Genomic DNA, 24,821 nt, shown 5'->3' with positions numbered 1-24,821 from the left:
ACTATTTACCCTCTACTTCTACTAAGATATGTGCTGTTGGTTTACGAATACCAGACGCCATACCACGAGCACGTGGACGGAAACGTTTAAGTACTGGACCATTGTCAACACGACATGATGTAATTACACAATCTTCAGCTTCACTACCGCTGTTTGCAACTGCAGATGCAATTACTTTAGAGATAATTTTTGCCGCCTTGTTTGGAGTGAATTCTAAAGCTGCCATTGCCTCTTCAGCATTCATACCCTGCACTTCACGTGCAATAAGACGAGATTTGATAGGTGATACACGGATAAATTTTAGTAATGCTCTAGCCATGACTACCCCTTCTTCTGAACAGAGCCCTTGTGGCCCTTGAATGTACGAGTTGGTGCAAATTCACCAAGTTTATAACCAATATGGTTCTCTGTAACATATACAGGAACGAACTGGCGACCATTGTGAACATTTATTGTCAAACCAACCATGTCAGGAAGAATCATAGATCTTCTTGACCAGGTCTTAATAGGTTTTTTCTTTGCTTCGGCTTTCATAGCCTCCACTTTTTTCATTAAATGATCATCTACGAATGGACCTTTTTTTACTGAACGAGCCATTATTAACCTACCCTTTTAGCATTTGGTTTACGGCGAGTAATAATTAACTTATCACTAGCTTTCTTACGACGAGTTTTAGCACCCTTCGTTGGTTTACCCCAAGGAGTAACCGGATGACGACCTGAGTTCGTTTTTCCTTCACCACCACCATGCGGGTGATCAATCGGGTTCATAGCAGAACCACGAGTCTGTGGACGAATACCAAGGTGACGTTGACGACCGGCTTTTGCTATAACAATGTTAGCAAATTCTTCATTTCCAACGATTCCTACAGTAGCCAGACACTCACCAAGCACTAAACGCATTTCTGACGAAGGCATACGTAAAGATACATATTTCCCGTCACGACCCATAATCTGAGCTGAAGTTCCGGCTGAACGAACCATTTGTCCGCCTTTGCCCACTTTTAACTCAACGTTATGAACAAGTGTACCGACAGGAATGTTTTGCAGTTTCATCGTATTACCCGGTTTGACATCCAAACCAGACTCTGCTGATTCCACTGTATCGCCAACATTTAAACCTTTTGGTTGCAAGATGTATCTTTTTTCACCGTCTGCATATGTGATTAATGCGATACGACAGTTACGGTACGGATCATACTCAATAGTAGAGACTGTACCCGGAACACCAAACTTGTTTCTTTTAAAATCAATAATACGGTAAAGCTTTTTCGCCCCAGCTTGTTTGTGACGAGAAGTGATACGACCATTGTTGTTACGACCGGCAGTTGTCGGAAGTTTTACAAGCAATGAACGAACACTCGCTTTAGCAGTGATATCTGAACTGTCTACATTCGTATAAAAACGACGAGACGGAGTTATCGGTCTATAAGTTTTAATTGCCATCTTATACCGCCAAACTTTCTATTTGTGCACCTTCAGGTAAGGTAACATAAAACTTTTTAAAGTCATTCTGTTTCCCCTGTACACCACGGAAACGTTTTACTTTTCCGCTTTGATTCAGAGAGTTGATTTTTGTCGGAATGATTCCGAAATACTCTCTGAACACCTCTTTAAGACCTGTTTTAGTCATACGTGGTGATGTTTGAACAACAATAACACCATCTTCTTGTAAACCCAAAGTCTTTTCTGTATATAAAATAGATTTAATATCTGTAATATCAGCCATTACTTAGCCTCACTTGTCAAAGTTTCCCATACAGCTTTTTCTATCACGATTGAGCGATAGTTGGCAGCTAAGTATGCGTTTAACTCATTAGATTCAATAACATATGTCTGGTGTAGATTTTCAAATGCCAAATATGTTTTTTCATCTAATAAAGATTTAACAAAAAGTGTATCTCTTTGACCTAAAGCTTTGAACATTGCTGCCGCATCTTTAGTTTTACCAGACTCAACAGAGATGCTGTCAACGATAAAAAGAGTACCATTTTGTGCATGCTCATTTAAAGCAAAATTTAAAGCAAGTTTTTTCTGCTTTTTATTTACTTTTAAATCGTAGTTACGGTTGTTTTGAGAACCAAAAGCTTTACCACCGCCTACGAATATAGGAGAACGACGAGAACCCGCACGGGCACGACCGCCACCTTTTTGAGCCCATGGTTTTTTACCACCACCGCGTACTTCACTTCTACCTTTAGTCGTCGCTGTATTTGCACGTTGTGCAGCCTGAGCAGACTTTACATAAAGGTAAAGGTTATGAGGGTTAATTCCAGAGAAAGACTCTGGCAATGCTAACTCAGATGCTTTTTCCATTTTTTCATTTAAAACGATTGCGCTCATTATTTAGCTACCTTTACACGACCTAAAGAACCGTTAGCACCTGAAACTGAACCTAAAACCGCAATGATTTTGTTTTCAGCATCGAAAGAAACGATTTCATTTTTTACACTGTTTTGTGTGTTTCCGTATTGTCCAGGCATTTTTTTACCCTTCATTACACGACCTGGCCATTCAGCATTACCGATAGAACCTGTTCTACGACCAAATCTGTGACCGTGAGATGCAGGACCACCACCGAAATTCCAACGCTTCATTGCACCTGAAAAACCACGACCTTTTGTGTTGAAAGTAGTTTTAAGTACACTTGCTTCTGCAAGCGGAGCTAAATCCAAATCACCAGCTTCGGTATTTGTTACTTCTAATGTAACAAAACGGTTAAATTCAGTCGGAAGATTGTATTTCTTCTGTTGACCTTCTATTGCTTTATTCATTTTTTTACCACTGTTATACGCAACTATAGCAGTACCTTCATTCACTTCACATACTTTCGCATCTAACACTCTTAAAAGAGTAACTGGCTTAGACGGAACTGTGATAGTACGGCTCATACCGATTTTTTCAACAATATATTCCACGATTACTCCTATTTGTCCATAGAGCGAACTTCAACGTCCACTTCCGGTGCAAGATCTAGTTTCATTAATGAATCCACTGTTTCCGGTGTTGCAGAAACGATGTCGATCATTCTTGCGTGCATACGAATTTCAAACTGCTCACGCGCTTTTTTGTTAACGTGAACTGATTTCAATACTGTATATTTACGAATTTTTGTTGGTAAAGGTATTGGACCACGAATTACGGCACCTGTACGCTTTACAGCCTCTACGATTGACGCTACTGATCTATCTAATACACGATGATCGTAAGCTTTCAATTTTAAACGAATTTTTTCCATGTTTTTCCTTCTAAAGAACTCGTTGGATCCTAGCCCAACTATTTTAAGGGAACGGAATTATACTCAAAGAGCTCTGAATATTCAAGGATTTAGGGAGTAAAAATCGTTTTTCTTTATAATTTATTTCCTTTTAATAAGGAAATGATACAATTGGAGAGTTTAAAAATTGGAAAATTTATGGAAATATTACTCGAAGAATTTTACAAAACCGACTTACATGTAGAGCGTTACATCCAAAGAAAAGTTTTTATAGATGAGAGATCATACCAGATCAGCGGTATCACCAAAAGCGGAAAAACCCGTTTGGTCAAAAACTATCTTTTGTCTTTAAAAAAGAGTTCCTATCTTTACATCAACTGCAATGATGTGCGCATAGAGAGCGAAAAACTCAATGCTGCACTCCCCTCTTTTTGCAATATCAACAAAATTGACACGCTTGTTTTGGATAACTACAATCCAAGCATCAAATTTGTGAATGTTTCGCAGTTGATTATTACAAGTGAAATTCCCTGTAATTTTGATTTTTTGGAGCCTTTGACGCTGTACCCGCTTGATTATGAAGAGTTTTTGGCGTATGAGCACAAATATGATTCAAGTGCGCTCAACCACTTTTTTCAACTCGGAGGCTTTGCTTCTATGCACACAATAGCACCCGATGAGCGGATTGTTTATCTGCAAAATATTCTGCAGTTTGCTCTTAGCGACATTGAATTTGATATTCTTACCTTATGTGCAAAATTTATGTCCCAAAAGCTCTCTGCCTATACATTATATGAAAGACTCAAAAACAGTCGTAAAATTTCCAAAGACAAACTTTACAAATCTTTTGCACTTCTGGTAGAAAAAAACTATATTCACCTTTTGCCAAAATATAATCATGCACGTGCTACTAAAAAAGTCTATCTGTGTGACACTTCTTTAAAAAGTGCCTTAAGTATTGAAAAAAACTTTGCCAAACTTTTTGAAAACATGGTCTATCTTGAGCTTTTGAAATCTTTTAGAGAGTGTTATTATGAAGAAGGCATCGATTTTTATCTCCCTGCAAATGATGAAATTATTCTTTGCAAGCCTTTTGTGGATGAAAGACGTTTGTTTAAAAAACTCGAAAGTATTGAAGCCTTTATATTCAGCTACGGAATCAGAAAAATCACTGTTATAACAATGAACAAAGAAGGAAATATCGCGCATCCGCTCTCAAGTGTGGATATGATCCCATTTGACATTTGGGCACTCGGAGATTAAAAAGGACAAAGTCGGCACTGCAGAAAAAAATTTAGTTTTTTTCTAAGTCATGCTTTAGCATAAAAAGTATCGATTCCGGAGAGATATCGTTTTTGGTACCCGTACTTCAGTGCGGGCTGAGAATGACAAAGTGTTGCAACAGCCGGCACTAAAAAAAATCCTCCCGTCAAACCTATACATTATTGATTTATTTAATTATAATACGTTAAGCAAATTAAAGGGAAGTTTATGCAGCCAACTCAGGACGAATATGAAAAAGCGATGATTGAAGCTTTTGTCAACAAACCGGAAAAAACACTCTGGTATCAGCAGGCATTTTCAAAATTCAATATAAACGGTATTGACACAATGAAATGGGTTTGGAGCTGGTGGGCTTTTTTTGGCGGATGGGCCTTTTTACTCTACAGAAAACAGTATCTGCCCGCACTGGTTCTGTTTATACTCTCTCTCCTAGCTAGCGCCGTACCGTTTGGCGGACTTCTGGTTGCCATACTTGCAGGCGGTTTTTCCACCTACTTTATATACAAAGGGTATAAACAGAAAAAAGCCGAGATAGAAAATGCTATTTCAGATCCGCAAAAACGTATTGAAACGATGAGAGAGGTCGGTGGCTACAACCAATGGGTTGTCTGGGTATATGTACTTTTCGTCACACTCCTCTTTTTATATATGGTTTCCACAATGCTCGCCGTGGCAAGTATGAACTGATGCAGATACTGTGCGGTATAGATGAGGCCGGACGCGGACCTCTTGCGGGAGATTTGGTCATGTCCGGATGTATTTTGCATAATACCATTGACGGATTACATGATTCCAAAAAGCTGACAGCCAAAAAGCGTGAAGCTCTTTATACCTTGATAATCAAAAATGCAAGTTACCATATCGTCAAATTTTCTGCACAGGAAATAGACAACAACGGGATATCCGCATGTTTAAAAAAAGGGCTTCTTGAAATTATGAAAAATCTGGAAGCGGATGAGTATCTGTTTGACGGCAACCAAAGCTATGGAGTACAAAACCTGACAACTATGATAAAGGCTGACGGTAAAGTCCCCGAAGTAAGTGCCGCATCCATCCTTGCAAAAGTCACACACGACAGAGATATTTTAGAACAGGCCAAGAAATATCCCCAGTATCAGTTTGAAAAGCACAAAGGTTATGGAACGAAATTACATGTAGCCATGATAAAAAAGTATGGATACTGTGATATTCATCGCAGAAGTTATAAAATCAAAGCGCTGGAATCTACACTCTTCGATTAAAAATAAACTTTTAATATTTTATATGTGTTACTTTTATACACATCATTAAAATATTTTAGTTATATTACATTTTTGTGATAATATTATTTTAAATAAACCTAATTTGTTTAAAAAGCCCTGCTACATGAAACTTTTATTTTCTCACTACGTCAAGAAATCATACAATAATAACTAATATTTATAATTATTAAAAGATTTATGCTTTAATATTATAAATTAATTTTATATTTTAAGATTACTTAAGAGAAGCAGTAATACTATTTTCCTAAATCTAATCTTACAGGAGAATGAAATGAATATGAATCGTAGAGATGCCCTGAGACTTGGTGCTATCAGCGTAGCTGCAGCTGCTACAACTTTGACCGGATGTGCTTATGGTGAAGCAAAACCCTCAAAAAAAGAAAACAAAACAAACAGCAGTGTAGGTATGGGAACACCGGCTCCTCTTCCTCCGGCAACCGGGAAAAGAGTTGTTGTTGTAGGCGGCGGATGGAGCGGTTTGTCTGTTGCAAAATACACGAAAAAATTCGCACCGAATGCAGATGTTGTTTTAGTGGAACAAAGAACAGAGTTTATATCCTGTCCTATAAGCAACCTGTATCTTGTCGGTGAAGTGGATTTGGAGTTCTTGACACATGATTATCTGCAAGCAGCCCGTGAAAATAAATATACATACTTTAATGCTACGGCAATCGGTATAGACAAAGCAAACAAAATCATCAAAACAAGCAACGGAGACATAAAATATGACTATCTTGTACTGGCTCCGGGGATAGACTACGATTACAGTGCATGGAATGTTGATACAGTCACAGAACAGAGACTTCGCAGTGAGTATCCTGCAGCATTTATTCCGGGAAGCGAGCATATGACACTCAAAGCAAAACTGGAAGATTTTGAAGGCGGTAATTTTATACTGACAGTTCCGGGAGGAAACTACAGATGTCTGCCTGCACCTTATGAAAGAGCATGTCTGATTGCCGATTATTTTAAGAAAAATGAAATAGAGGGCAAGGTAATACTGCTTGATGAAAATCCGGATATTACGATTAAAAAGGAGGGATTCCAGTCTTCTTTTGACGAAATGTACAAAGATTACATTGAGTATCATCCAAACTCTAAGATTATGAGTATAGATTTAGATAAGAAAGTTGTTGTTGCAGGCGAATTTGACGAAGAGTATTCATTTGAAGATGCCGCCTTTTATCCGCATGTCAGAGGCGGAAAACTTCTGGAAGTGTGTGGCGTTGCAAAAGACAATGTGTTTAACAAAAAAGTAGGCAATATCGATCCGTTTACTTATGAGGTTATCGGCGAAAAAGATATTTTTGTTTCCGGTGATGCCCGTCCGATGGCTTACTCAAAATCAGGTAATACCTCAAATTCGGAAGGGCATTATATCGGAAAACTTATAGCACAGAGAGTCAACGGGAAAAAAGACATTCCGTGGAAATCACCACTGACAGTCTGCTACTCTGCTGTTTCCGCCGGACCGATACATGCGATTTCTGTCAGAGCAGAATATGAGTTTGAGGGCAAAAAACTAAAAGGATTTACCAATGTTGATCTTTCTCAACAGTGGCGCGGAAAGACAGGATTGAACAACGGAAAAGCTCTGAATGAATGGGCAAAAGGTATGTTTAGAGATATGTTTAACGCGTAATATGGAGTTTTGCATGCAAAGAAGAGACTTTTTAAAAGTAGTCGGAGGTGTTGGCGTTGTCGCTGTAGCACCTTCGTTGATAGAGGGCAGACTCTATGCGGAGGATGGTACACTCTATACATCCTACAAGAAAGTACAACTGACGGATGCCGAGGGCAAGCCTTTGCTGGCATCACAACTGGACAAAGAGGTTAATTATGTTTTTAACTATCCGTATGCGGGAACCAGCTGTATGTTGATTGCACTGCCTCATCCTACAGAGAAAAATGTGAAACTGACAAGTGAAGACGGTGTCCAATATATTTGGAAAGGCGGCGTTGGCAAAGAAAGAAACATTGTTGCTTTTTCGTCCATCTGCCCGCACCAGCTTACACATATCAACAAAAGCGACACATTTATATCGTACCTCAAAACAGGGGGCAAAACGATGGGATGCACCAAAAGTATGCCTTGCCATGACAAAGGAGAGGTAATCGTTTGTGGCTCTCATTTATCGGTGTATGATCCCAAAAAAGGAGCGAAAGTTCTTGGCGGTCCGGCACCGCAGCCTTTGGCTTCGATCGTACTGGAGCATCATGATGATGATACTTTATGGGCTGTCGGTGTTTTGGGAGCAGATAAATTTCATGAGTTTTTCAGAGCATTCAAACCAGAGCTCAAAGAACAGTATGGCGGAAAAAGAAAAGCAAAAAAACTTGTAAAAGACAAAGCTCCGACTGTAACTCTTGCAGAGTTTACAAAAGATATTATAAGATACTAAAGGATAGCAAAGTGAAGTCACTACTCATCATGATAGCAATTTTCATCTTCTCTTCGTCTCTTCAGGCAGGCGACACGCTCAAGCAGTCCGAACTTGCTTCAGATATGCGCAAGATGCTAAAAGCAGTCAATCAGATTCAAACGGCAGGATTTTATTACAACAAGGAAGGCATGATAGACGGCGTCAATAAATTAAAAAATGCAATTGGTTCACTGACAACAACAGATGCAAGAAGTTACCTTCCTGCAAATGAAGCGTATGCAGACAAATTTGCCCAAAAAAGGGCAAAAATGATAACAATGTATGCAGATGATATGATTGTATCACTGAGTAACGAAAACATAGATGATGCCATAGAAGATTATTCACAGATTATCAGGCAGTGCACCTCATGTCACTCCAGAATAAGAGCCAATGCCTGGAAATTGAAGTAAAAGAACCTAATGCCTACTCGGAATCCGGATTACAGGCTATAAAGACGCAGAGTCCGCACTAAAGTACGGATTCCGGAAACAGTGTGGGTTATGCTGCGACATTCATAGCGAGTTGTGCCATTTTTTGCATATACTCTGCTACTTTGCTTTTTGCTGTGACTGCTTTTTGCAACTCATTTATAAAATATTCTTTTGTTCTCTCATCTGCGATATTAAATGTATAGAGTACCCATTCGGTATTGAGCGCAATTTTTTCGCCGTTTTTTTCTACCGTAAATGTTTTGTAGAGATTTATATCTGTATCGGCAAGCAACTCCAGTACCTCTTTGTAAAAGGCATTGACATCCGGATGAATGAGAGCCAGCAACTCCTCTTTGACGATTTTCACATCTACATCGTCAAAACCATCTCTTCCAAGAATCAGGGTATCCCCCAAAACAAGCTGTTCTCCGATAAAATAGGGCTTTTTCTTTTCACTCAAAGCATTTGCATCTGCATAGATGACATGCTCTTTGAGAGCTGCCAGCTCATCAATTAAAATTGAACTGAAAAAGGTATATACGGTATTTGCCGCCATGGTAATATCAATCTCTTGTACTGCCAGTGTCTGGTTGTCAATACTCAGCGCTTTCATTAAAAAGTATCCAATAAAATAACATTTACAGATGTTCCGGCTTCTAAAAATCTGTCCTCTTCACCTGTAATCATCAGTGCGCTCTCGTCAAGCATATTTGTCAAAATAGCAGAACTGCCTACTTTTTTGCCTTTAAAATTAACAAAATATTCACCGTCTTCTATCACAACATTACATGCGGTAAACTCTGTAAATTTGCTTCGTTTTGTAAAATCTTCTTGCAGTTTTGCCGCAACCGTTTTATAGGGAGCTTTTTTGCCAAGCATTTTTGCAATCAGAGGCAGAGCATATAAAACAGCCGTCACCGTTGAAGAGTAGGCAAATCCCGGCAATGCCAAAATAAATTTATGCCCGCGCTGTGCAACCATAATGTGACGCCCGGGTTTGATACCGACACCTTTGTAGACAACTTCAGCACCAAGGCGCGGAATAATGTCTTTTACAAAATCATAATCTCCGACACTGACGCCTCCGGTACTGACCAAAATATCCGCAGATTCCAAAGCATTCTCAAATGTTTTCATAATGGCATCTTTGTCATCGGGTGCCGTTCCAAGCTGTATAACCTCTGCACCGGCTGACTCAAAAAGCGCGGCAAGCGTATAGTTGTTTGAGCTTCTTATTTGGGCGGGATTATCCGAGTTTTCACCCAGATCAAGAATCTCACTTCCGGTTGCGATGACTGCCACACGGGGACGCAGTGCCACTTTTACCATCACCTGATTAAGCCCTGCCATTACACCGATTTCGGCAAAACCTATTTTTGTACCTTTTTGAATGAGAACATCGCCTGCTGCATATCCTTCGCCGACAGGACGCACGGCATTTCCTTTTTCAACCATTTCATTGATCACTATTGTGCCGTCGTTATAACTGACATTTTCTATCTGTATAAGGGTATCGCTCCCCTGCGGCATCATGGAACCCGTAAAAGTTTTAATGGATTCACCCGCAGACAATACACGGATCTCATCATGTCCTGCAGGATTGTCACCAAGAACAGCAAGCGTGCCTTTGTCCAAATCCTCATAACGCACCGCATACCCGTCCATGGAAGCAGTAGGAAACTGAGGGTCATTAAATTCAGCCACGATATCCTCTGCCAAAACACGCCCAAGCGCATCACTCAAAGGAACTCTTTCATACCGGTGGTTGTTTACCTGTAAAAGTTCCAGCATATTTTGGCTTGTCTCAAAAGAGATAAAATCACTTCCTGTTATACTCATGCTTTTGCTCCTAAAATTCCGCTGCCTTTTATAGCTGTTGAACGCTCTTTTGCGTACACTCTCTGTCCGTTTTTCAAATCATATTTCCATATCGGTGCTGATGCTTTGAAATCTTCTACAAATTCATCTATAAGCTCCAGGGCCACCCGTCTTTTTGGTGAAAAAACCGCTGCAATGTATGACGACTCATGCAAGAGCACATCTCCACGGGAGTGAGCCATTTTGACCACAGCACCTTTTTCTGCTGCTTTTTTCTGCCATTTTTCAAACCATGATGTCAAAATCGGTTCATATATATCGAAACTCAGCCCTTCAATGCCGTCTTCACTGCGCACCGTTCCCACAAAAGGAATATATGCACCATAGTTGCTTGTTGCTTCTGTTTCATACCACTCTTTTAAGATAGCAGGAACATCAAGTGCCCCGTCATATAAGTTCAACAAGAATCACCCTCCGCACACAGGTGGCAGCAAAGAGATTTTATCTCCGTTTTTAAGTTCACACTCCAAAGAGGTCACCAGATTGTCGTTGACGGCTACAGCACAGTTGTCAAGCCACTCTTTTACCTCTTCGTCTTTTTGTAAAATTGCTGCCAGTTCATTGAGATTTTTTATCTCCAGTTCCAGTGCCTCTTTTTGTATCGGTCCTAAAAATTCTACTCTTACCAAAACAACATCCTCATTTTTATTCATACAATTATATCTAAGATAAGTTAAGTGCTGTATAATTACACATGATTTTTGGAAAAATAGAATATCTCAACCTCTTGCCTTTTCATGTTTTTATGAAGCGTTTTACACGAAGTACCCAGCAAAAACTTCTTATGGAATACAAAAAAAATGTTCCGGCGAAAATAAACGATGCCTTTGTGAACAGGCGTGTGGATGCCGCATTTATCTCAAGTGTCAAAGCAAAAAACTCTTTACATGTAAACCTGGGTATCATTGCAAAAAAAGAGGTAAAAAGTGTTATAGTCATCCCCTCAGATACAGATAAAAAAGATGCAGAATCTGCCTCATCGAATCTTTTGGCAGAACTTTTACATGTAAAGGGTGAAGTGCTCATAGGAGACAAGGCACTGCGTTATGCGCTTGCTTATAATGACTATATTGATTTGGCGCAACTGTGGAATGAAAAATATCATCTGCCTTTTGTTTTTGCGCTTTTATGTTATCACAAAGATAAAAAGCAGTACAAAAAAATAGAAAAAGCGTTCCTCAAAAGAGAGGTGAAAATCCCGCAGTATCTCCTGCAAAAAGCGGCCAAAAAGACATATATTGCACCGAAGGAGATACTTGAGTATCTGCAGCTTATCTCTTATAAACTTGACTACAAGGCAAAAAAAGGTCTTAAGAAGTTTTACAAAACAGTGTAACAGTCGGCACTAAAGTACCGATTCCGATTAATTTACAAAATGGTGTAATAGCAGGCAATAAAATACGGGTTCCGAAAAACAGGTTCCAAAGAAGACGCTTAAACTTTTCCGTCCAGATGATCTGCTAATCTTTGCAGTTTTATCTTATATGCCTCAGTGTCAAAATCTTTCACTCGGGCAACACCGTCTTGTATCGCTGCTTTGGCAACTGCTGAAGCGACATAGACCAAAACCCGTCTGTCAAAAGGCGAGGGAATAATGTATTCATGTCCGAACTCCATGTTTTGTCTGTGATGCGCCTGTTTTACCTGTTCGGGAACAGCCTCCTTTGCCAGAGCGGCCAAAGCATGTGATGCTGCAAGTTTCATATTTTCAGTAATTTTTGTTGCTCTTACATCCAATGCACCACGAAAAATCTGCGGAAAACCGAGCACATTGTTTACCTGATTGGGGTAATCACTTCTGCCGGTGCCTATAATAACATCCGGACGGGCGGCTTTTGCCTCTGCCGGTGTAATTTCTGGATTTGGATTGGCACAGGCGAAAATAATCGGATTTGTCCGGGACATGGATTTTACCATTTGAGGTGTGATAAGGTCAGGGCGGGAGAGTCCCAGCACCATATCTGCATTTTTCATCGCATCTCCCAGCGTTCTGTCTGTTGTCTCAAGGGCAAACAGTTTTTTGTATTTGTTCAGATCACTTCTGCCACTGTGAATAACCCCTTTGGAGTCCAGCATTGTAATGTTTTTGATCCCCAGTTTTTTATACATCTTTGCACAGGCGATACCTGCAGCCCCCGCACCGATAATGACAACTTTTAAATTCTCTGTTTTTTTGCCGCTCATTTCAATGACATTCATCAGTCCGGCTGTTGTAATCACGGCTGTTCCGTGCTGGTCATCATGGAAAACAGGAACATTGCAAATCTCTTTGAGGCGTTCTTCTATTTCAAAACACCTTGGTGCCGAGATATCTTCAAGATTGATACCGCCAAAACTGTCTGCCATGGCTGCAATAATTTTTATAATTTCATCCGGATCTTTTGTATTGAGCTCAATATCTACCGCATCTACATTTGCAAAAGATTTAAACAAAACACCTTTGCCCTCCATAACCGGTTTTCCCGCCAAATGACCTATGTCACCAAGACCCAAAACAGCTGTCCCGTCACTTATTACCGCAACCAGGTTTCCTTTGTTGGTATATTCATAGGCAAGATTTGCATCTTTTTGTATCTCCAGACAGGGGTAGGCAACACCGGGACTGTAGGCCATTGCCAACTCTTCTTGTGTTGTGCATGGTTTTGTCAGCAGTGTTCCTGTCTTTCCGTTTGTGTCAAACTCGCTTTTGGCTTTGTGGTAATCCAGTGATGCCTGTTGAAATGATGGTTTTTCTGCCATGATTGTTATCCTTGTTGTTTATATTGTGCCCGTTGTGAAATTATTCCACACTTTGCAGAGACTTTTAGATCTTTGTCAGAAAAAGGACACTGTTGCCTTTTGAGTTATAGTATATGCCCATAGAGTTTTTACGAGAGACAAAAACTCCGCGGCCATTGAATTTTTTTGAATTTCTAAATATTGTCGCCAGCTGGTTTGTGTCAAATCCCTCTCCCTCATCTATGATTTGTGTCACTCTGTATTGGGCAGATGCAGTTTTGATATTGTAGATTTTTACGATTATTTTTTTTGTACACTCTTTTTCAAGCGAAACCAGTGTCTCAAAATATTTGTCCTGCTCAAGCAACTGATGTTTTATTTCAGAGTCAATGCCCAGATTTCCATGCTCGTATGCATTCATAAAAAGTTCATTAAAAGCAAGCCCGCTGCAATGATTTTGACAAATACCATCATACCAGCTGTTTGCTTCTTCGACAGCGTCAAGACTTGTTTCAAAAACCTTGGCACTGATCAGTGTTGTTTCAGTTAATTCCAGCCTGTTGATAAATATAAAAGTAAAATCATCTTCCTGTGTGGCAATTTTTTCCAACACATGTTTTTTCATCTCTTCTCTTGTGAAAGAGTCTATGAAATCATTTTCAATAAAACTGTTATATGCCACGCCTTCCACAGTGCTGTTTTCTACGATGCCGTCACTGTAAAAAAGAAATTTATGTATATTTTTTACAGAGCAGTTGTCTATCTTGTATGTTTCGCTCCACTTGCTCATCGGCGGATTGTTCGATTTTATTTTTATCACATTGTTTGCATTGTCTTCAAGTAAAAAAGGAGGCATTGCAAATTTTGCATATTCCAATTCAAAAGAGTAATTGTCAAATAAAATATAGTCTACAGACAGAGCCTCCTCATCAAGCAAGATAGGCTTCATAAAGTCCATAGACTCTTGAATCAGGATATCAAGACTGAAATTCTCATACTCTATCATTTTGTCTATCAAATGATTGACAAAGACTGTCACAGCCATAGCACTGAGTGAAGCACTCAATCCTTTTCCCATCCCGTCAACAAGAAAATAAAAAGTTTTGTCTGCATTGATTCTTCGGGCAGAATAGGCATCCCCGCTCAGTGTATCAAGAGGCTGATAAAAAAAATCTACCAGTGAAATCTCTTTAGAATCAATCATCTTGTAATAAAAATCATTTCTCAGGATATTGAGCTCTTTTTGAAATGCCAGCTCTTCCTGATAGGCGGCATAGGCATCTTTCTCCTCCTGTAATGATTTTTCTCTACTCTTTTCCTGCATTGTTCGGACTATATTTTAAATTTACTGAGTTCATTTTTTAAAGCAGCAGCATCCTGAGAAAGCGTTGAAACGACAGCTTCTATCGTTGTACGCAGCTCATTGTTTTTTGTAGAAACAACAACAATCTCATCCATCGTACTCACCAGCTCTTTTGTTTTTGTTGCTATGTATATGCTTTGGTGCATGACATCGGTGGAGCTCTCTTTTGTCTGCATCAGATTCTCTTTTGTATCATTGGATGCTACAATTAATTCCTGTGCGGATTCTGCGATCTGATCCATACTTTGTGAGGTATGCTGTGTCTCTTCGGCGATTTCAACTACATTTTGGGTAATGAGATTTACATTTGCACTGATTTCGCTTAAAGACTTCTGTGTACGCTCGGCAAGTTTTCTCACTTCATCGGCAACTACGGCAAAACCACGGCCATGTTCACCCGCACGAGCCGCTTCTATGGCTGCATTTAATGCAAGCAGATTTGTCTGATCTGCGATATCTGAGATAATCTCCAAAACATCTTTTATATTTTTTGCCTGTTCTGTCAGTTCACTGACTTTTTGAACAAGTTCCTGCTGCTGGGAACTGCCATCTTCTATGGACTCTACCACTGAACTCAGTTTGCTTATAAACTCTTCCAAAAAGTCAGATGTTGTCTGCAAATCTTCCGTCACTGTTACAGTAGACTCTTCTACCGTATCGAGTTTACTGCCGATATCTACCGCCAGTTCATTGACCACAGTGATTTTTCCGTCTTCCACTTCACTGTTTTCTTTTAAAGTAATCACGACATCACGTAATCTCTCAGATTCATTTTGGTTTCTTTTTGAGACATCGGTAACACTCAGAACTGTCTCTTTAAAAGCACTGATCATTACATGTAACGCTTTGGAAATTTGGGAAATTTCATCATTGCCTTCTACAACAATGTTACATGTAAGGTCAAGATCACTCGAAACACATTTTATTTTTTCCAAAGAACTCTGTACGCTTTTGTTCACGCCTCTGCTGATTGTCATAATGATGATAAAAATAATAATTGCAAATAAGATATAACTTGCAAGTGTAACAACTGTGCGTGTTTTATAGTCTGACTCTATTTTTGCCAAAATTGCATCATTGTTTTTGGCAAGTTTATCATCTACATGTTTTAAAAGATTTATCTTTTTTGTAATGGTTTGAAACCAGACAACACTGTCTACCCCAAAATTACCTTCATTTGCTTTTGTCTGAGCAATTTCTCTCATTTTGTTTACTTCATCTACGGCAGGAGAATTCATTGTGCTTCGGTAAAGTTGCTTTGCCCTGTCTGTTGCCATCGTTAAGAATGCATCTATGTAAGCGTCCTGCTGCGCCACAAGTGTAATAAACTTGGCATACATTCCCGGAGCAAATCTGTCTGCAGAAAATGTGGCACTCAGTACCGCACGCTCTATCCCCGCTCTCTCTTTTGATTTTAAAAAGTTTGTGTAGGCATCCAGGGCTTTGACCAATTCAGGAGTCGATGCCAGTTTTGCACTCAAGCCGACAATATTTAAGATCTTCCTGTTCATCTTTGTATAATATGCAACTTCTTTTGCAACACTGATGCTAAAACTGTCAACAAGATTTCTGATTTGACTGATTTTATTCATATATTCTTGCAGTCCATGAATCTGGTCCTGAAGTTCTTTTGGAAAATCATTTAAATCCAGTGTCTTGAGATAGGCCTTCAATTCCTGATTTCTTTTATCTGTCAGTTCTCTTTGTTTAGGAAGAATATCTGCAAATTTCTTTCCTTTGGAACCCAAATAACCGGCACTTGCCCCTCTCTCTTTTTGCGTCTCATGGATGAGCAGACTTAATTTTTGAGACATTACATTCAGCACCTTTGACTGTTGCACAATAGCATCTTCTTTCAGCGATGTGTTGACCGTCAGTCCTATAATTACCAAAGCAAAAGAGACAACAATGGCAGTAATGAGATTGAGTTTGCTTTTTATAGTCATTTTTTATACCTTTTTTACGTGAAATAAAGAGACAAGGTTCAGATCTTCAAAAAGTTCCATAAGCTGTTCATCACCTACTTCTACATGTAAGTCAATATTGTCCTTTAAAACAAGTTTGTTTAAATACCCGATCACAGAGGAGGTAATGGATATTGAATCTTTGATTATGAGAACAATATGTTTGTGTGTTGTTCTGAGCGCATCAATCGTCTCTTTAATCTGTTGATAGTCCTGTATCGATTTGATATTTCCGTTTATAGTTACACTGTTTGCAGACACTGAAATAGTCATATAATCTTCCTTGTTGAAAAGTATTTTTTCAAGTATATCATTATTTTGATGAGTCTTTTATAATATTTATCCACTCTTTCATCTTTTTTTCATAGCCTATCTCTTTTAACTCCACAAAATGCATCGGTTTGGCAAGGTAGTTTTGTTCGACATATCCACCAAAATCGTGGGGATACAGATAGTTTTCATTGCTGTTTGTGATATTTTTCGGAATTTCTGTGATGTTCCCCTCTTTCACACTCTTTAAGGCTTTATTTATTGCCAAATATGCGGAATTGGATTTTGGAGAGGCACACAGATAAATAACCGCCTGTGCCAGGATAATTCTTGCCTCGGGATAGCCTATTTTGCTGACACTTGTCAGACAGGAGGTCGCCAGAGTCAGAGCCTGCGGATTGGCATTGCCTACATCTTCACTTGCCAAAATCACAAGGCGTCTGGCGATAAAATCAGCACTCTCTCCGCCTGCAATCAAACGCGCCAGATAGTAAATCGCCGCATCCGCATCACTCCCCCGAATGGACTTGATGAGCGCTGACGCCAGGTCATAATGCACACCGTCTTCACTGCTTCCGGCCTGAAGGGCATTTGGGCGGAGTGACTGCAACAACTCCAGAGACACTGTTTCATTTATGTTTGTGGCAAACTCCAAAAGCTTCAGCATCGCTCTTGCATCTCCGCCGCTTGATGCTGTCAGATAGGCTTTTGCATCCTCCTCAAGGAGAATATTTGTTTTGTCCAATGCTCTCAGCAACAGTTTTTCCAAACCGGCATGGGATATACTTTTGAGCTCAAAAAGCATAGAGCGTGAACGGATCGCAGAAGTAAGCGAATAAAAAGGATTTTCTGTCGAGGCACCTGTGATAAGAACGGAATTGTTTTCCATCACAGGCAGCAAAACCTCCTGCTGGTTTTTTGAAAGCCTGTGCACTTCATCTATAAATATGAGCGGTTTTTGCAGAGCATTTTTATACTGTTCAAATATTTTTCGAAGCTGTTCAACTTTAAGTGAAGTGGCATTAAACTCATAAAAAGGGAGTTGCATAGTTTTTGCTATGACTCTGGCAAGTGATGTCTTTCCAACACCTGCAGGTCCATAAAAAAAACTGTGTCCAAGGGCTTCTTTTTCACACAAAACACGCAAAGGCGCATCTTTTGCGGTTAAATGCTCCTGCCCTGTCATCTCATCAAAATTTGCAGGCCGCAGCAGATGTGTAAAGTCCATTGCCTACTCTTTTTCTTCTTTTCTCTTTTTCTCTCTGGCTCTCTTTTTCTCTTCTTTTAAAAATTTGTAAAGAGCAGAATATTCACTGCGTGTCAAATATCTTGTCTTACCGGTAGGGAGATTGTTGAGTTCGATTTCAGCAAAACTCACACGCTTCAAATCAGCCACCTCTGCGCCAAAGTGCGCAAAAAAACGGCGAAGTTCACGGTTTTTCCCCTCTTTGAGCGCTACTTTGAGGATGGAGTAGTTGGGCTGGTTTTTTTGGATTTTATAGCCTATAAAAGGCTTGATGTCCATAGATGTGATTTTGGAATGCGAATGCGCTCCGGCACTTGCATCATCCAGATAGATACCGTTGAGCATGGCATCTTCCATATCCGGAGTCACCATCCCTTTGATTTTAATCTTGTAAATTCTCTCCAGATCCGACTCCATCAGCGCCGTCGCCACATGGGAGGCATCTGTCAGAAGAAGCAGCCCCTCACTGGCAAAGTCAAGCCGTCCGACAGGAATAAAATGCTTAAACTCTTTGCTTAAAGAGTCGTAGATCGTTCTTCTCCCTTTTGGGTCATTCTTTGTGACAAGTTCTCCTTTTGGTTTGTTATACACAATCACCGTGTACTTTTCCTGAGGAGAAACCTGTTTTCCGCTGATGTAGACAATGTCTACACCCTCTTGAATCTGTGTTGCAGGATTTGTCTCTATCTCTCCGTTTACACGGACATAACCGTCTTGAACAGCCTTGTCAGCCTCTCTTCTTGAGTAGGTTGAATAGTGTGCAATGTATTTGTTTAGTCTCATTATTATGAAATTCCTTTTTCTATGAGCGTATGAATATGAAGTACGCCTTTTATCTTTTTACCCTTATCTGTGACAACCAGAAGCTGGATTTTTCTCTCTTCTATTAAAACAAGTGCATCACTCGCAAGCATCTCTTCATCATCTATGCTCATAGGATCAGGTGTGGCATATTTGAGCACATCATCTTCAAGGGAAAAATCATCCCTCAAAAGAGCCCGACGGACATCGCCGTCACTCATCAGTGCCACAAGCTCTCCCCTCTCATCTGTTATAAGCACCGTTCCGAGTCTGCCTTCGCTGATTTTCAAAATGGCATCTTTCATTTTTGCATCTTTTGGGACAACAGGAAGATTCTCACTTCGCATCAGGTTTTTCACCTTGACAAAGAGTTTTTTCCCCAAAGCACCACCGGGATGAAAAGAAGCAAAGTCACTCTTTTTAAAGTTTCTTGCTTTCATCAAAGCCACCGCCAGGGCATCGCCGAGTGCGAGGGTGAGTGTTGTCGAACTTGTCGGTGCTATGTTGAGCGGGCAGGCCTCTTTTTCAACCACAACCCTAATCACCACATCACTGTAGTGTCCAAGTGTTGAGTTTTTGTCTTTTGTCATGCCGATAAGCGGTATGCCAAAACGCTTGATATGCGGTAAAATCGAACTCAACTCTTCGCTCTCTCCCGAATAACTGATAGCAACAACAACATCATTTTCGCCTATCATTCCAAGGTCACCGTGGAGCGCTTCTGTAGGATGTAAAAAAAAGCTCGGTGTTCCCGTCGAGGCAAAGGTAGCCGCCATTTTTGCTCCAATCAGTCCACTTTTACCGACCCCGCTCACAACAAGTTTGCCTTTACATGTAAGTATGATTTCTACAGCTTTGTTAAAGGCATCATCAATGTTTTTTGCTGCATTGAGCAGGGTATTTGCTTCGATATTTAATGTTTCTTGTGCAATTGTTTTATAATTCATGGTCTAATTATACCTTTTTTATCATCAAGAAGATATAATACTAAAAATATGATTTTTAAGGACATGCTATGAGAAATGTTATTGGTAGATATTTGGATACTATTGATGCTTTAAGATTAGAAGAGAGAATGCTCACACACAATACTTTGATTTTGGGTGAAGAGGGTGCGGGCAAGACAAACCTGGCCTGCAAAATAAGAAATTTTGTCATTGACAACAATGTACCCACGCTCTATATGGACTTTGCAGACTCCCATGAGGATGATGTCGAGCTCAGATACAAAGATGAGCACTTTAACTATATTCGTTTTGAAGAGAGCGAAGAGTTTGATGAGGCTTTTGCTGCACTTGTAGCTGAAAAAAAGCATATCTATATGGCTGTCAACCCTAGCTTTTTTGCCACAAAAAGAGAGAAAAAAAGCAAACTTTCAAAAGTAATTTCCCAGCAGGAACTTTTGGACAATTATTACTATTTTTTCCATGACATTGAAAACCTTAATGGTTTTTATACAAAATTTGAAGATTTTTTACTCTACATGCTCAGCTTCACAAATCTTCAAAAACAGGGCTTTACATTTTTGGCACAGCCGCATCAAACATTTGAGAACCCGCATCTCAAACTGCTGTTTTCATTTCTCTATGTAGGAAAATGTTCCAATGCCAACTATTTCAATACGGCCATTTTAAAAACACTGAAAAAGAATCACTTTTACTACCAGTACAGAACTGCCTACCCTACACTGCTCTTTAACGATATAAAAAGCAGTATGGTAAAAATAGACGAATATGTTCCTGAAATCTGATTATGCAAAAGATATTTGAAGAGGTTGCCTCGCTTGATCAAAGATGCTACAGAGAGTTCTTTTTAAGCGAAGATATTTTAATGGAACATGCCGCAAACGGCATGGCCTCCTATATAAGAGCCAACTTCTCAAACGAACAGAAAATCATCATAGTCGCAGGAAGCGGTAACAACGGAGCCGACGGAATCGCTTTGGCACGGCTTCTGCACAGTGAGTATAATGTCTGCCTTTTGTATGCCAAAGAACCAAAATCTCCCATGGCTTTGCTGCAGGAAAAAAGAGCCAGGGCTTTACATGTAAAGCAGATAAAAGAGTTTCAGAAGTGTGACATCCTTGTTGATGCCATTGTCGGCACAGGCTTTAGTGGAGAATTTTCTGCAGAAATTGCAAACCTCTTACATGTAATGAACACAAGCCAGGCTTTTAAAATTGCCTGTGATGTACCAAGCGGACTCACAAAAAGCGGAGCCTGTGCTGAAACCACCTTTTGTGCAGATGTGACGCTGAGTATGGGAGCTTTGAAAAAAGCACTCTTTTTGGACGAGGCAAAAGAGCAAACAGGAAAGATTGAAGTTCTAAATCTGGGAGTTGCAAGACAACTCTATGAAACACAGACAAACTGGCAGCTTCTTGATTTAGATGATTTAAAGCTTCCCACAAGAGAAGAAAAAAATACCCATAAAGGCAGTTTTGGCCACTTAAGCCTGCTTTGCGGTGAAAAGCCGGGAGCTTCCATCATGAGTGCCCTTGGGGCTCTTAACTTTGGTGCAGGACTTGTTACCCTTGTCGGGTATGAAAATCATCAGATGTTACATATTCCGCATTCTTTAATGTATGCCCATGCTCTGCCGGCAAATACAACTGCCATTGCCTGCGGTATGGGGCTTGGAACAGAGTTCAGTGATGCTGAGCTTAAAGAGCTGCTAAAAAACGACCTTCCTCTTTTGGTGGATGCGGATCTGTTTGCGATGCCGCTTGTTTTGGAGATTTTGGCACGAAAAAATATTGTGCTCACACCCCATCCAAAAGAGTTTGTATCACTTTTAAAACTTACACAGCTTGCCGACATCACTGTGGGTGAACTGCAAAAAAAACGATTTTTTTATGTGGAGCTTTTTTGCAAAGCCTACCCGGATGCAACCCTTCTCTTAAAAGGAGCAAATGTTATTATCGGTGCAGGAGAGGCGTTTTTCATAAACCCCCACGGCAGTGCCAAACTTGCCAAAGCAGGAAGCGGCGATGTGCTAAGCGGACTCATAGGCTCTTTGCTGGCACAGGGAAGAAGCCCACTCGATGCTGCAATACACGGATCGCTTGCACACACAAAACTGGCACTCAATTACTCCGGGGCTGATTTTTCTCTTACGCCGGAAGATTTGATAGAGGGGATTGGGAATTTATAAGATTGCTTATGCTATAAATCGTACAATTTCTCTTAGAACCTAGGTTTTAACCCAGGCCTTAGTCTTTAAAGACTAAAAGCAAAATTACAGAAAAAAATTTAGTTTTCTTCTGATGGGCTTTTAAAATAAATAGATAAAAAGGATAGATAAAAAATGGATAACAGATTAAAAATAGGAAAATATGAACTTGGCTCAAGACTCATCGTTGGAAGCGGAAAATATGACTCTTTTGAGATGACAAAAGAGGCAACCCTTGCAAGCGGGAGCGAACTCATAACCGTTGCTGTGAGACGCCTGAACATTACAGACCCGGACAAAGAGAATCTGCGTGATACCTTTGCAGGTACAAATGTAAAATTTTTGCCAAATTCTGCGGGATGTGTGACTGCCGAAGAAGCGATTACAACCTTTCGTTTGACGCGTGAGGCTACAGGTATTGATTTGATCAAACTTGAAGTCATCGGTGATACGCAAAAAACACTCTACCCGGATGTGCTTGAAACCATAAAAGCATGTGAGGTTTTGGCAAAAGAGGGTTTTACGATCATGGCCTATACTTCAGATGACCCGATTATGGCAAAACGTCTTGAGGATGCCGGAGCAGATGCGGTTATGCCTCTTGCTGCTCCTATCGGAAGCGGATTGGGTATTCAAAACCCATACAATATTGTATTTATCCGCGATGCGATAAAAGTACCGGTAATTGTGGATGCGGGTATCGGTTGTGCCAGTGATGCCGCCTATGCGATGGAGCTTGGTGCTGATGGTGTTTTAACAAATACAGCCATAGCACAGGCACAAAACCCTATACTGATGGCTGAGGCCATGAAGCATGCTGTACAGGCGGGAAGAATGAGCTACCTTGCAGGCAGAATCCCAAAACGCCCTTATGCAACCGCATCATCTCCGGTAGACGGAATGATACAGTTTTAGTCCCGTAAAAGAACAAAGTCCTTTTGCTTTGCTTTTAGCGGTGAAGCGGGTGTTTGTAATCTGACGGATTGGCTGCTTTATACACCAGTCCGCCTACTGCCAAAAGCAAAACAACCGCGATAATAATATTTTTTACCATAAAAACCTCCTTATTTGATATCAAATTTTTCAGAAAGATGTGTCATCAAAAGAAGTTTTCCCATTCCCTCAAAGAACTTTTCAACCCCCATCTCCTGGGCTGCTACCGCTTTTTTCAAAGCACTTAAAAATACAAGTCTGGACTCTTCTGACGCCTGCATATATGTCTCTGTGATATATGCAAAACTCAAAGAGTGTACTTTGCCGTTTACATCAAAATCTATAACAGAGACTGGGTTAATCCCTTCGTTTTCTAAAATTTTTATACACTCATCTTTGATTTTATCTATCATATAATCCCCATAAGCGAAAGCATCACCACAAACATGGCGACAGGCGTGATATAACGAAGAGAGAAGTACCATGGCCCAAAGGCCCATTTTAACTGGGGTTTCATTGTTGCTTCCACTTCTGAACGTGGCATGACATAGCCGACAAAAACCGCCATCAAGAGCCCTCCAAGAGGCAACATAATCGCAGCAGTCACATAATCAACCCAGTCAAAAAAGTTTTTACTGCCCCATGTCAGGTACTCCTTTGTGGCGTCTATATTTGAGAGGATGGCAAAAATACCGAAAAACCAGAAAAATGTCCCCACAGAAAGAGTCGATTTGAGACGGTTCCAGCCAAATCGGTCTATAAAGTACTGTACCATAGGTTCAACAAGAGAAACAGAAGATGTCAGTCCTGCAAATGCCAAAGCAATAAAAAACAAAACTGCAAATACATTTCCGATGATGCCCATCTCATAAAATGCGGCAGGCAGAGAGATAAAGACAAGCCCCGGACCTTTTGCCGGACCCGAACCGTACTGGTACAAAAATGTAAAAAGCATCAACCCTGCAACAATAGCTATCGTCGTATCCAAAAAAACAACCCAAAAAGCACTCTTGACGATGTTGGCATTTTTTTCAAGAGAGGCCGCATAGGTCATAATGGCACCCATGCCGAGGCTCAGTGTAAAAAACGCATGTCCAACAGCCACAACAAAGGCTTCAGAGGTTATTTTAGACCAGTCAGGAGAGAACATAAAGGTTACCGCTTTTGAAAAACCGTCCAGTGTCACTGCATACGCAAACATTGAAGCCAAGATAATCATCAGTGCCGGCATCAAAAACATATTGAGTTTTTCTATACCGCCTTTTAAACCCTTGTGCAGAACATAGGTAATCATAACAAAGGAAAGCGTATGGTAGAAAAACTGTGTCCAAAAATCCGCATGAAGCATCTTGGTAAAGGTTGTTTCTGCTTCAGCAACTGTCGAGGGAAGATAGGTCAGTGAGGTGACTATATAATTGAATATCCATCCGATGACTACAGAATAAAATATCATGATAAAAAGACCTGCCAGCCCCTGAAAACCGGCAAATTTCCATAAATTTTTATGTTTTGGTGCCAACTCTTCAAAAGAGGTCACTGTATCACGCCTGCCAAGATACCCGATGAGCATTTCCGCTGTCATAATGGAAAAACCGATAAGCAATACGGTAACAAGATAGACCAGAACAAAGGCTCCACCTCCGTACTCTCCTGTAATATAGGGAAATTTCCAAATATTTCCAAGTCCTACAGCACTGCCTGCTGCTGCCATTATAAAACCAATCCGACTAAATCTAGCTATTTTCATGCGTAACTTTCTGTATTGAAGTAGTCTAATTATACTGAAAAAATGAGTTTTTTAAAAAGAATTTCCAAATACTATTGACATTTTGAATCAAATTAACTATAATTTCGCCTC

Annotated in this window: 30 protein-coding genes and 1 pseudogene; 10 read left to right on the top strand and 21 right to left on the bottom strand. The window is 40.1% G+C overall.

Features of this window, described 5'->3' with window-relative positions; genetic code table 11:
- Position 1 precedes the first annotated feature (1 nt).
- Genes rplV through rpsJ form a run of 7 tightly spaced genes read right to left on the bottom strand, consistent with a single transcriptional unit; the run spans position 2 to position 3,237 of the window.
- Positions 2-319 (bottom strand): 50S ribosomal protein L22, encoded by a 318-nt coding sequence (gene rplV, locus LCX93_RS01100; protein ID WP_013326025.1) that lies wholly within the window; start codon positions 317-319, stop codon positions 2-4.
- Positions 320-321: 2 nt separating this feature from the next.
- A complete protein-coding gene (rpsS, locus tag LCX93_RS01095; RefSeq protein ID WP_151901248.1) occupies positions 322-597 on the bottom strand; it encodes a 30S ribosomal protein S19 in 276 nt (91 codons plus the stop codon).
- 2 nt (positions 598-599) lie between these two features.
- The gene (gene rplB / locus LCX93_RS01090) at positions 600-1,445 is read right to left on the bottom strand and encodes a 50S ribosomal protein L2 (RefSeq protein WP_226067342.1); all 846 of its coding nucleotides are present in this window, start codon (positions 1,443-1,445) and stop codon (positions 600-602) included.
- 1 nt (position 1,446) lies between these two features.
- Positions 1,447-1,728 (bottom strand): 50S ribosomal protein L23, encoded by a 282-nt coding sequence (locus LCX93_RS01085; RefSeq protein WP_151901246.1) that lies wholly within the window; start codon positions 1,726-1,728, stop codon positions 1,447-1,449.
- Positions 1,728-2,342, bottom strand: coding sequence for a 50S ribosomal protein L4 (gene rplD / locus LCX93_RS01080; RefSeq protein ID WP_188109991.1), 615 nt, complete (start codon positions 2,340-2,342; stop codon positions 1,728-1,730). The genes LCX93_RS01085 and rplD overlap by 1 nt, the downstream gene beginning before the upstream one ends.
- A complete protein-coding gene (gene rplC / locus LCX93_RS01075; RefSeq protein WP_151901244.1) occupies positions 2,342-2,917 on the bottom strand; it encodes a 50S ribosomal protein L3 in 576 nt (191 codons plus the stop codon). The genes rplD and rplC overlap by 1 nt, the downstream gene beginning before the upstream one ends.
- An 8-nt stretch (positions 2,918-2,925) precedes the next feature.
- Positions 2,926-3,237, bottom strand: a complete 312-nt coding sequence (rpsJ, locus tag LCX93_RS01070) for a 30S ribosomal protein S10 (protein ID WP_013326019.1) — start codon at positions 3,235-3,237, stop codon at positions 2,926-2,928.
- A gap of 177 nt (positions 3,238-3,414) precedes the next feature.
- On the opposite strand from rpsJ, the gene LCX93_RS01065 reads away from it, so the two are divergent.
- The 6 genes from LCX93_RS01065 (at position 3,415) to LCX93_RS01040 (ending at position 8,598) form a co-directional block, all read left to right on the top strand.
- Positions 3,415-4,479: an ATP-binding protein gene (locus LCX93_RS01065; RefSeq protein ID WP_226067340.1), complete on the top strand. Its 1,065-nt coding sequence runs from the start codon at positions 3,415-3,417 to the stop codon at positions 4,477-4,479.
- Between the two features lie 228 nt (positions 4,480-4,707).
- Positions 4,708-5,187 (top strand): DUF2628 domain-containing protein, encoded by a 480-nt coding sequence (locus LCX93_RS01060; protein ID WP_226067338.1) that lies wholly within the window; start codon positions 4,708-4,710, stop codon positions 5,185-5,187.
- Entirely contained in the window at positions 5,187-5,741 is a 555-nt protein-coding gene (gene rnhB, locus LCX93_RS01055; protein WP_226067336.1) for a ribonuclease HII, read from the top strand. Before LCX93_RS01060 ends, rnhB begins: the two co-directional genes overlap by 1 nt.
- 292 nt (positions 5,742-6,033) lie before the next feature.
- Positions 6,034-7,404 (top strand): FAD-dependent oxidoreductase, encoded by a 1,371-nt coding sequence (locus tag LCX93_RS01050; RefSeq protein ID WP_226067334.1) that lies wholly within the window; start codon positions 6,034-6,036, stop codon positions 7,402-7,404.
- A gap of 13 nt (positions 7,405-7,417) precedes the next feature.
- Positions 7,418-8,164 carry a Rieske 2Fe-2S domain-containing protein gene (locus LCX93_RS01045; RefSeq protein WP_226067332.1) on the top strand — a complete coding sequence of 249 codons (747 nt, stop codon included), beginning with the start codon at positions 7,418-7,420 and terminating at the stop codon, positions 8,162-8,164.
- A gap of 11 nt (positions 8,165-8,175) precedes the next feature.
- Entirely contained in the window at positions 8,176-8,598 is a 423-nt protein-coding gene (locus tag LCX93_RS01040; protein ID WP_193150989.1) for a hypothetical protein, read from the top strand.
- 88 nt (positions 8,599-8,686) lie between these two features.
- Here LCX93_RS01040 and LCX93_RS01035 read toward each other — a convergent pair whose 3' ends face one another.
- From LCX93_RS01035 to LCX93_RS01020, 4 genes are read right to left on the bottom strand one after another with little or no spacing between them, the layout of a single operon-like run.
- The gene (locus tag LCX93_RS01035) at positions 8,687-9,232 is read right to left on the bottom strand and encodes a hypothetical protein (protein ID WP_226067330.1); all 546 of its coding nucleotides are present in this window, start codon (positions 9,230-9,232) and stop codon (positions 8,687-8,689) included.
- The gene (locus LCX93_RS01030) at positions 9,232-10,458 is read right to left on the bottom strand and encodes a molybdopterin molybdotransferase MoeA (protein WP_226067328.1); all 1,227 of its coding nucleotides are present in this window, start codon (positions 10,456-10,458) and stop codon (positions 9,232-9,234) included. Before LCX93_RS01030 ends, LCX93_RS01035 begins: the two co-directional genes overlap by 1 nt.
- Positions 10,455-10,901: a molybdopterin synthase catalytic subunit gene (locus LCX93_RS01025; protein WP_226067326.1), complete on the bottom strand. Its 447-nt coding sequence runs from the start codon at positions 10,899-10,901 to the stop codon at positions 10,455-10,457. The genes LCX93_RS01030 and LCX93_RS01025 overlap by 4 nt, the downstream gene beginning before the upstream one ends.
- A 3-nt stretch (positions 10,902-10,904) precedes the next feature.
- A complete protein-coding gene (locus LCX93_RS01020; RefSeq protein ID WP_193151865.1) occupies positions 10,905-11,126 on the bottom strand; it encodes a MoaD/ThiS family protein in 222 nt (73 codons plus the stop codon).
- 65 nt (positions 11,127-11,191) lie between these two features.
- On the opposite strand from LCX93_RS01020, the gene LCX93_RS01015 reads away from it, so the two are divergent.
- Complete coding sequence (locus LCX93_RS01015; protein ID WP_226067324.1) at positions 11,192-11,833, top strand: MqnA/MqnD/SBP family protein; 642 nt, start codon at positions 11,192-11,194, stop codon at positions 11,831-11,833.
- A 98-nt stretch (positions 11,834-11,931) separates the two neighbouring features.
- Here LCX93_RS01015 and LCX93_RS01010 read toward each other — a convergent pair whose 3' ends face one another.
- From LCX93_RS01010 to LCX93_RS00980, 8 genes and pseudogenes are all read right to left on the bottom strand, one after another.
- On the bottom strand, positions 11,932-13,236 hold the full coding sequence (locus tag LCX93_RS01010; RefSeq protein WP_226067322.1) for a malic enzyme-like NAD(P)-binding protein: 1,305 nt from the start codon (positions 13,234-13,236) through the stop codon (positions 11,932-11,934).
- A 64-nt stretch (positions 13,237-13,300) separates the two neighbouring features.
- Complete coding sequence (locus LCX93_RS01005; RefSeq protein ID WP_226067313.1) at positions 13,301-14,539, bottom strand: PP2C family protein-serine/threonine phosphatase; 1,239 nt, start codon at positions 14,537-14,539, stop codon at positions 13,301-13,303.
- 8 nt (positions 14,540-14,547) lie between these two features.
- The gene (locus LCX93_RS12675) at positions 14,548-15,411 is read right to left on the bottom strand and encodes a methyl-accepting chemotaxis protein (RefSeq protein WP_502988721.1); all 864 of its coding nucleotides are present in this window, start codon (positions 15,409-15,411) and stop codon (positions 14,548-14,550) included.
- Positions 15,412-15,672: 261 nt separating this feature from the next.
- Positions 15,673-16,392, bottom strand: a pseudogene (locus LCX93_RS12670) (nitrate- and nitrite sensing domain-containing protein); the annotation flags it as partial.
- A gap of 135 nt (positions 16,393-16,527) precedes the next feature.
- The gene (locus tag LCX93_RS00995) at positions 16,528-16,815 is read right to left on the bottom strand and encodes a hypothetical protein (protein ID WP_193150981.1); all 288 of its coding nucleotides are present in this window, start codon (positions 16,813-16,815) and stop codon (positions 16,528-16,530) included.
- Positions 16,816-16,855: 40 nt separating this feature from the next.
- On the bottom strand, positions 16,856-18,040 hold the full coding sequence (locus LCX93_RS00990; RefSeq protein ID WP_226067309.1) for a replication-associated recombination protein A: 1,185 nt from the start codon (positions 18,038-18,040) through the stop codon (positions 16,856-16,858).
- A gap of 3 nt (positions 18,041-18,043) precedes the next feature.
- Positions 18,044-18,841, bottom strand: a complete 798-nt coding sequence (locus LCX93_RS00985) for a pseudouridine synthase (RefSeq protein WP_226067307.1) — start codon at positions 18,839-18,841, stop codon at positions 18,044-18,046.
- 2 nt (positions 18,842-18,843) lie between these two features.
- The gene (locus LCX93_RS00980) at positions 18,844-19,806 is read right to left on the bottom strand and encodes a KpsF/GutQ family sugar-phosphate isomerase (protein ID WP_226067305.1); all 963 of its coding nucleotides are present in this window, start codon (positions 19,804-19,806) and stop codon (positions 18,844-18,846) included.
- A gap of 68 nt (positions 19,807-19,874) precedes the next feature.
- On the opposite strand from LCX93_RS00980, the gene LCX93_RS00975 reads away from it, so the two are divergent.
- From LCX93_RS00975 to LCX93_RS00965, 3 genes are all read left to right on the top strand, one after another.
- Positions 19,875-20,609, top strand: coding sequence for a P-loop NTPase family protein (locus LCX93_RS00975; protein ID WP_226067304.1), 735 nt, complete (start codon positions 19,875-19,877; stop codon positions 20,607-20,609).
- A 2-nt stretch (positions 20,610-20,611) separates the two neighbouring features.
- Positions 20,612-22,012, top strand: a complete 1,401-nt coding sequence (locus tag LCX93_RS00970; protein ID WP_226067296.1) for an NAD(P)H-hydrate dehydratase — start codon at positions 20,612-20,614, stop codon at positions 22,010-22,012.
- A 153-nt stretch (positions 22,013-22,165) separates the two neighbouring features.
- Complete coding sequence (locus tag LCX93_RS00965) at positions 22,166-22,945, top strand: thiazole synthase (protein WP_226067288.1); 780 nt, start codon at positions 22,166-22,168, stop codon at positions 22,943-22,945.
- 149 nt (positions 22,946-23,094) lie between these two features.
- Here LCX93_RS00965 and LCX93_RS00960 read toward each other — a convergent pair whose 3' ends face one another.
- Both LCX93_RS00960 and LCX93_RS00955 read right to left on the bottom strand, forming a co-directional pair.
- The gene (locus LCX93_RS00960) at positions 23,095-23,376 is read right to left on the bottom strand and encodes a hypothetical protein (RefSeq protein WP_226067286.1); all 282 of its coding nucleotides are present in this window, start codon (positions 23,374-23,376) and stop codon (positions 23,095-23,097) included.
- Positions 23,373-24,710, bottom strand: coding sequence for a sodium-dependent transporter (locus tag LCX93_RS00955; RefSeq protein ID WP_226067284.1), 1,338 nt, complete (start codon positions 24,708-24,710; stop codon positions 23,373-23,375). Before LCX93_RS00955 ends, LCX93_RS00960 begins: the two co-directional genes overlap by 4 nt.
- Positions 24,711-24,821 lie beyond the last annotated feature (111 nt).

It is taken from the genome of Sulfurimonas sp. SWIR-19 (assembly GCF_020410885.1).
GTDB classification, from domain to species: Bacteria; Campylobacterota; Campylobacteria; order Campylobacterales; family Sulfurimonadaceae; genus Sulfurimonas; species Sulfurimonas sediminis.
The sequence above is the reverse complement of the archived record's forward strand: the minus strand, read 5'-3'. Positions and strand labels throughout refer to the sequence as shown.

What these genes read in the sequence shown, in the direction of transcription:
- rplV (WP_013326025.1), bottom strand. Translation starts at nt 319, where the DNA reads ATGGCTAGAGCATTACTAAAATTTATCCGTGTATCACCTATCAAATCT.
- rpsS (WP_151901248.1), bottom strand. Translation starts at nt 597, where the DNA reads ATGGCTCGTTCAGTAAAAAAAGGTCCATTCGTAGATGATCATTTAATG.
- rplB (WP_226067342.1), bottom strand. Translation starts at nt 1,445, where the DNA reads ATGGCAATTAAAACTTATAGACCGATAACTCCGTCTCGTCGTTTTTAT.
- LCX93_RS01085 (WP_151901246.1), bottom strand. Translation starts at nt 1,728, where the DNA reads ATGGCTGATATTACAGATATTAAATCTATTTTATATACAGAAAAGACT.
- rplD (WP_188109991.1), bottom strand. Translation starts at nt 2,342, where the DNA reads ATGAGCGCAATCGTTTTAAATGAAAAAATGGAAAAAGCATCTGAGTTA.
- rpsJ (WP_013326019.1), bottom strand. Translation starts at nt 3,237, where the DNA reads ATGGAAAAAATTCGTTTAAAATTGAAAGCTTACGATCATCGTGTATTA.
- LCX93_RS01065 (WP_226067340.1), top strand. Translation starts at nt 3,415, where the DNA reads ATGGAAATATTACTCGAAGAATTTTACAAAACCGACTTACATGTAGAG.
- LCX93_RS01060 (WP_226067338.1), top strand. Translation starts at nt 4,708, where the DNA reads ATGCAGCCAACTCAGGACGAATATGAAAAAGCGATGATTGAAGCTTTT.
- rnhB (WP_226067336.1), top strand. Translation starts at nt 5,187, where the DNA reads ATGCAGATACTGTGCGGTATAGATGAGGCCGGACGCGGACCTCTTGCG.
- LCX93_RS01050 (WP_226067334.1), top strand. Translation starts at nt 6,034, where the DNA reads ATGAATATGAATCGTAGAGATGCCCTGAGACTTGGTGCTATCAGCGTA.
- LCX93_RS01045 (WP_226067332.1), top strand. Translation starts at nt 7,418, where the DNA reads ATGCAAAGAAGAGACTTTTTAAAAGTAGTCGGAGGTGTTGGCGTTGTC.
- LCX93_RS01035 (WP_226067330.1), bottom strand. Translation starts at nt 9,232, where the DNA reads ATGAAAGCGCTGAGTATTGACAACCAGACACTGGCAGTACAAGAGATT.
- LCX93_RS01030 (WP_226067328.1), bottom strand. Translation starts at nt 10,458, where the DNA reads ATGAGTATAACAGGAAGTGATTTTATCTCTTTTGAGACAAGCCAAAAT.
- LCX93_RS01015 (WP_226067324.1), top strand. Translation starts at nt 11,192, where the DNA reads ATGATTTTTGGAAAAATAGAATATCTCAACCTCTTGCCTTTTCATGTT.
- LCX93_RS01010 (WP_226067322.1), bottom strand. Translation starts at nt 13,236, where the DNA reads ATGGCAGAAAAACCATCATTTCAACAGGCATCACTGGATTACCACAAA.
- LCX93_RS01005 (WP_226067313.1), bottom strand. Translation starts at nt 14,539, where the DNA reads ATGCAGGAAAAGAGTAGAGAAAAATCATTACAGGAGGAGAAAGATGCC.
- LCX93_RS12675 (WP_502988721.1), bottom strand. Translation starts at nt 15,411, where the DNA reads ATGATCAGTGCTTTTAAAGAGACAGTTCTGAGTGTTACCGATGTCTCA.
- LCX93_RS00995 (WP_193150981.1), bottom strand. Translation starts at nt 16,815, where the DNA reads ATGACTATTTCAGTGTCTGCAAACAGTGTAACTATAAACGGAAATATC.
- LCX93_RS00990 (WP_226067309.1), bottom strand. Translation starts at nt 18,040, where the DNA reads ATGGACTTTACACATCTGCTGCGGCCTGCAAATTTTGATGAGATGACA.
- LCX93_RS00985 (WP_226067307.1), bottom strand. Translation starts at nt 18,841, where the DNA reads ATGAGACTAAACAAATACATTGCACACTATTCAACCTACTCAAGAAGA.
- LCX93_RS00980 (WP_226067305.1), bottom strand. Translation starts at nt 19,806, where the DNA reads ATGAATTATAAAACAATTGCACAAGAAACATTAAATATCGAAGCAAAT.
- LCX93_RS00975 (WP_226067304.1), top strand. Translation starts at nt 19,875, where the DNA reads ATGAGAAATGTTATTGGTAGATATTTGGATACTATTGATGCTTTAAGA.
- LCX93_RS00970 (WP_226067296.1), top strand. Translation starts at nt 20,612, where the DNA reads ATGCAAAAGATATTTGAAGAGGTTGCCTCGCTTGATCAAAGATGCTAC.
- LCX93_RS00965 (WP_226067288.1), top strand. Translation starts at nt 22,166, where the DNA reads ATGGATAACAGATTAAAAATAGGAAAATATGAACTTGGCTCAAGACTC.
- LCX93_RS00960 (WP_226067286.1), bottom strand. Translation starts at nt 23,376, where the DNA reads ATGATAGATAAAATCAAAGATGAGTGTATAAAAATTTTAGAAAACGAA.
- LCX93_RS00955 (WP_226067284.1), bottom strand. Translation starts at nt 24,710, where the DNA reads ATGAAAATAGCTAGATTTAGTCGGATTGGTTTTATAATGGCAGCAGCA.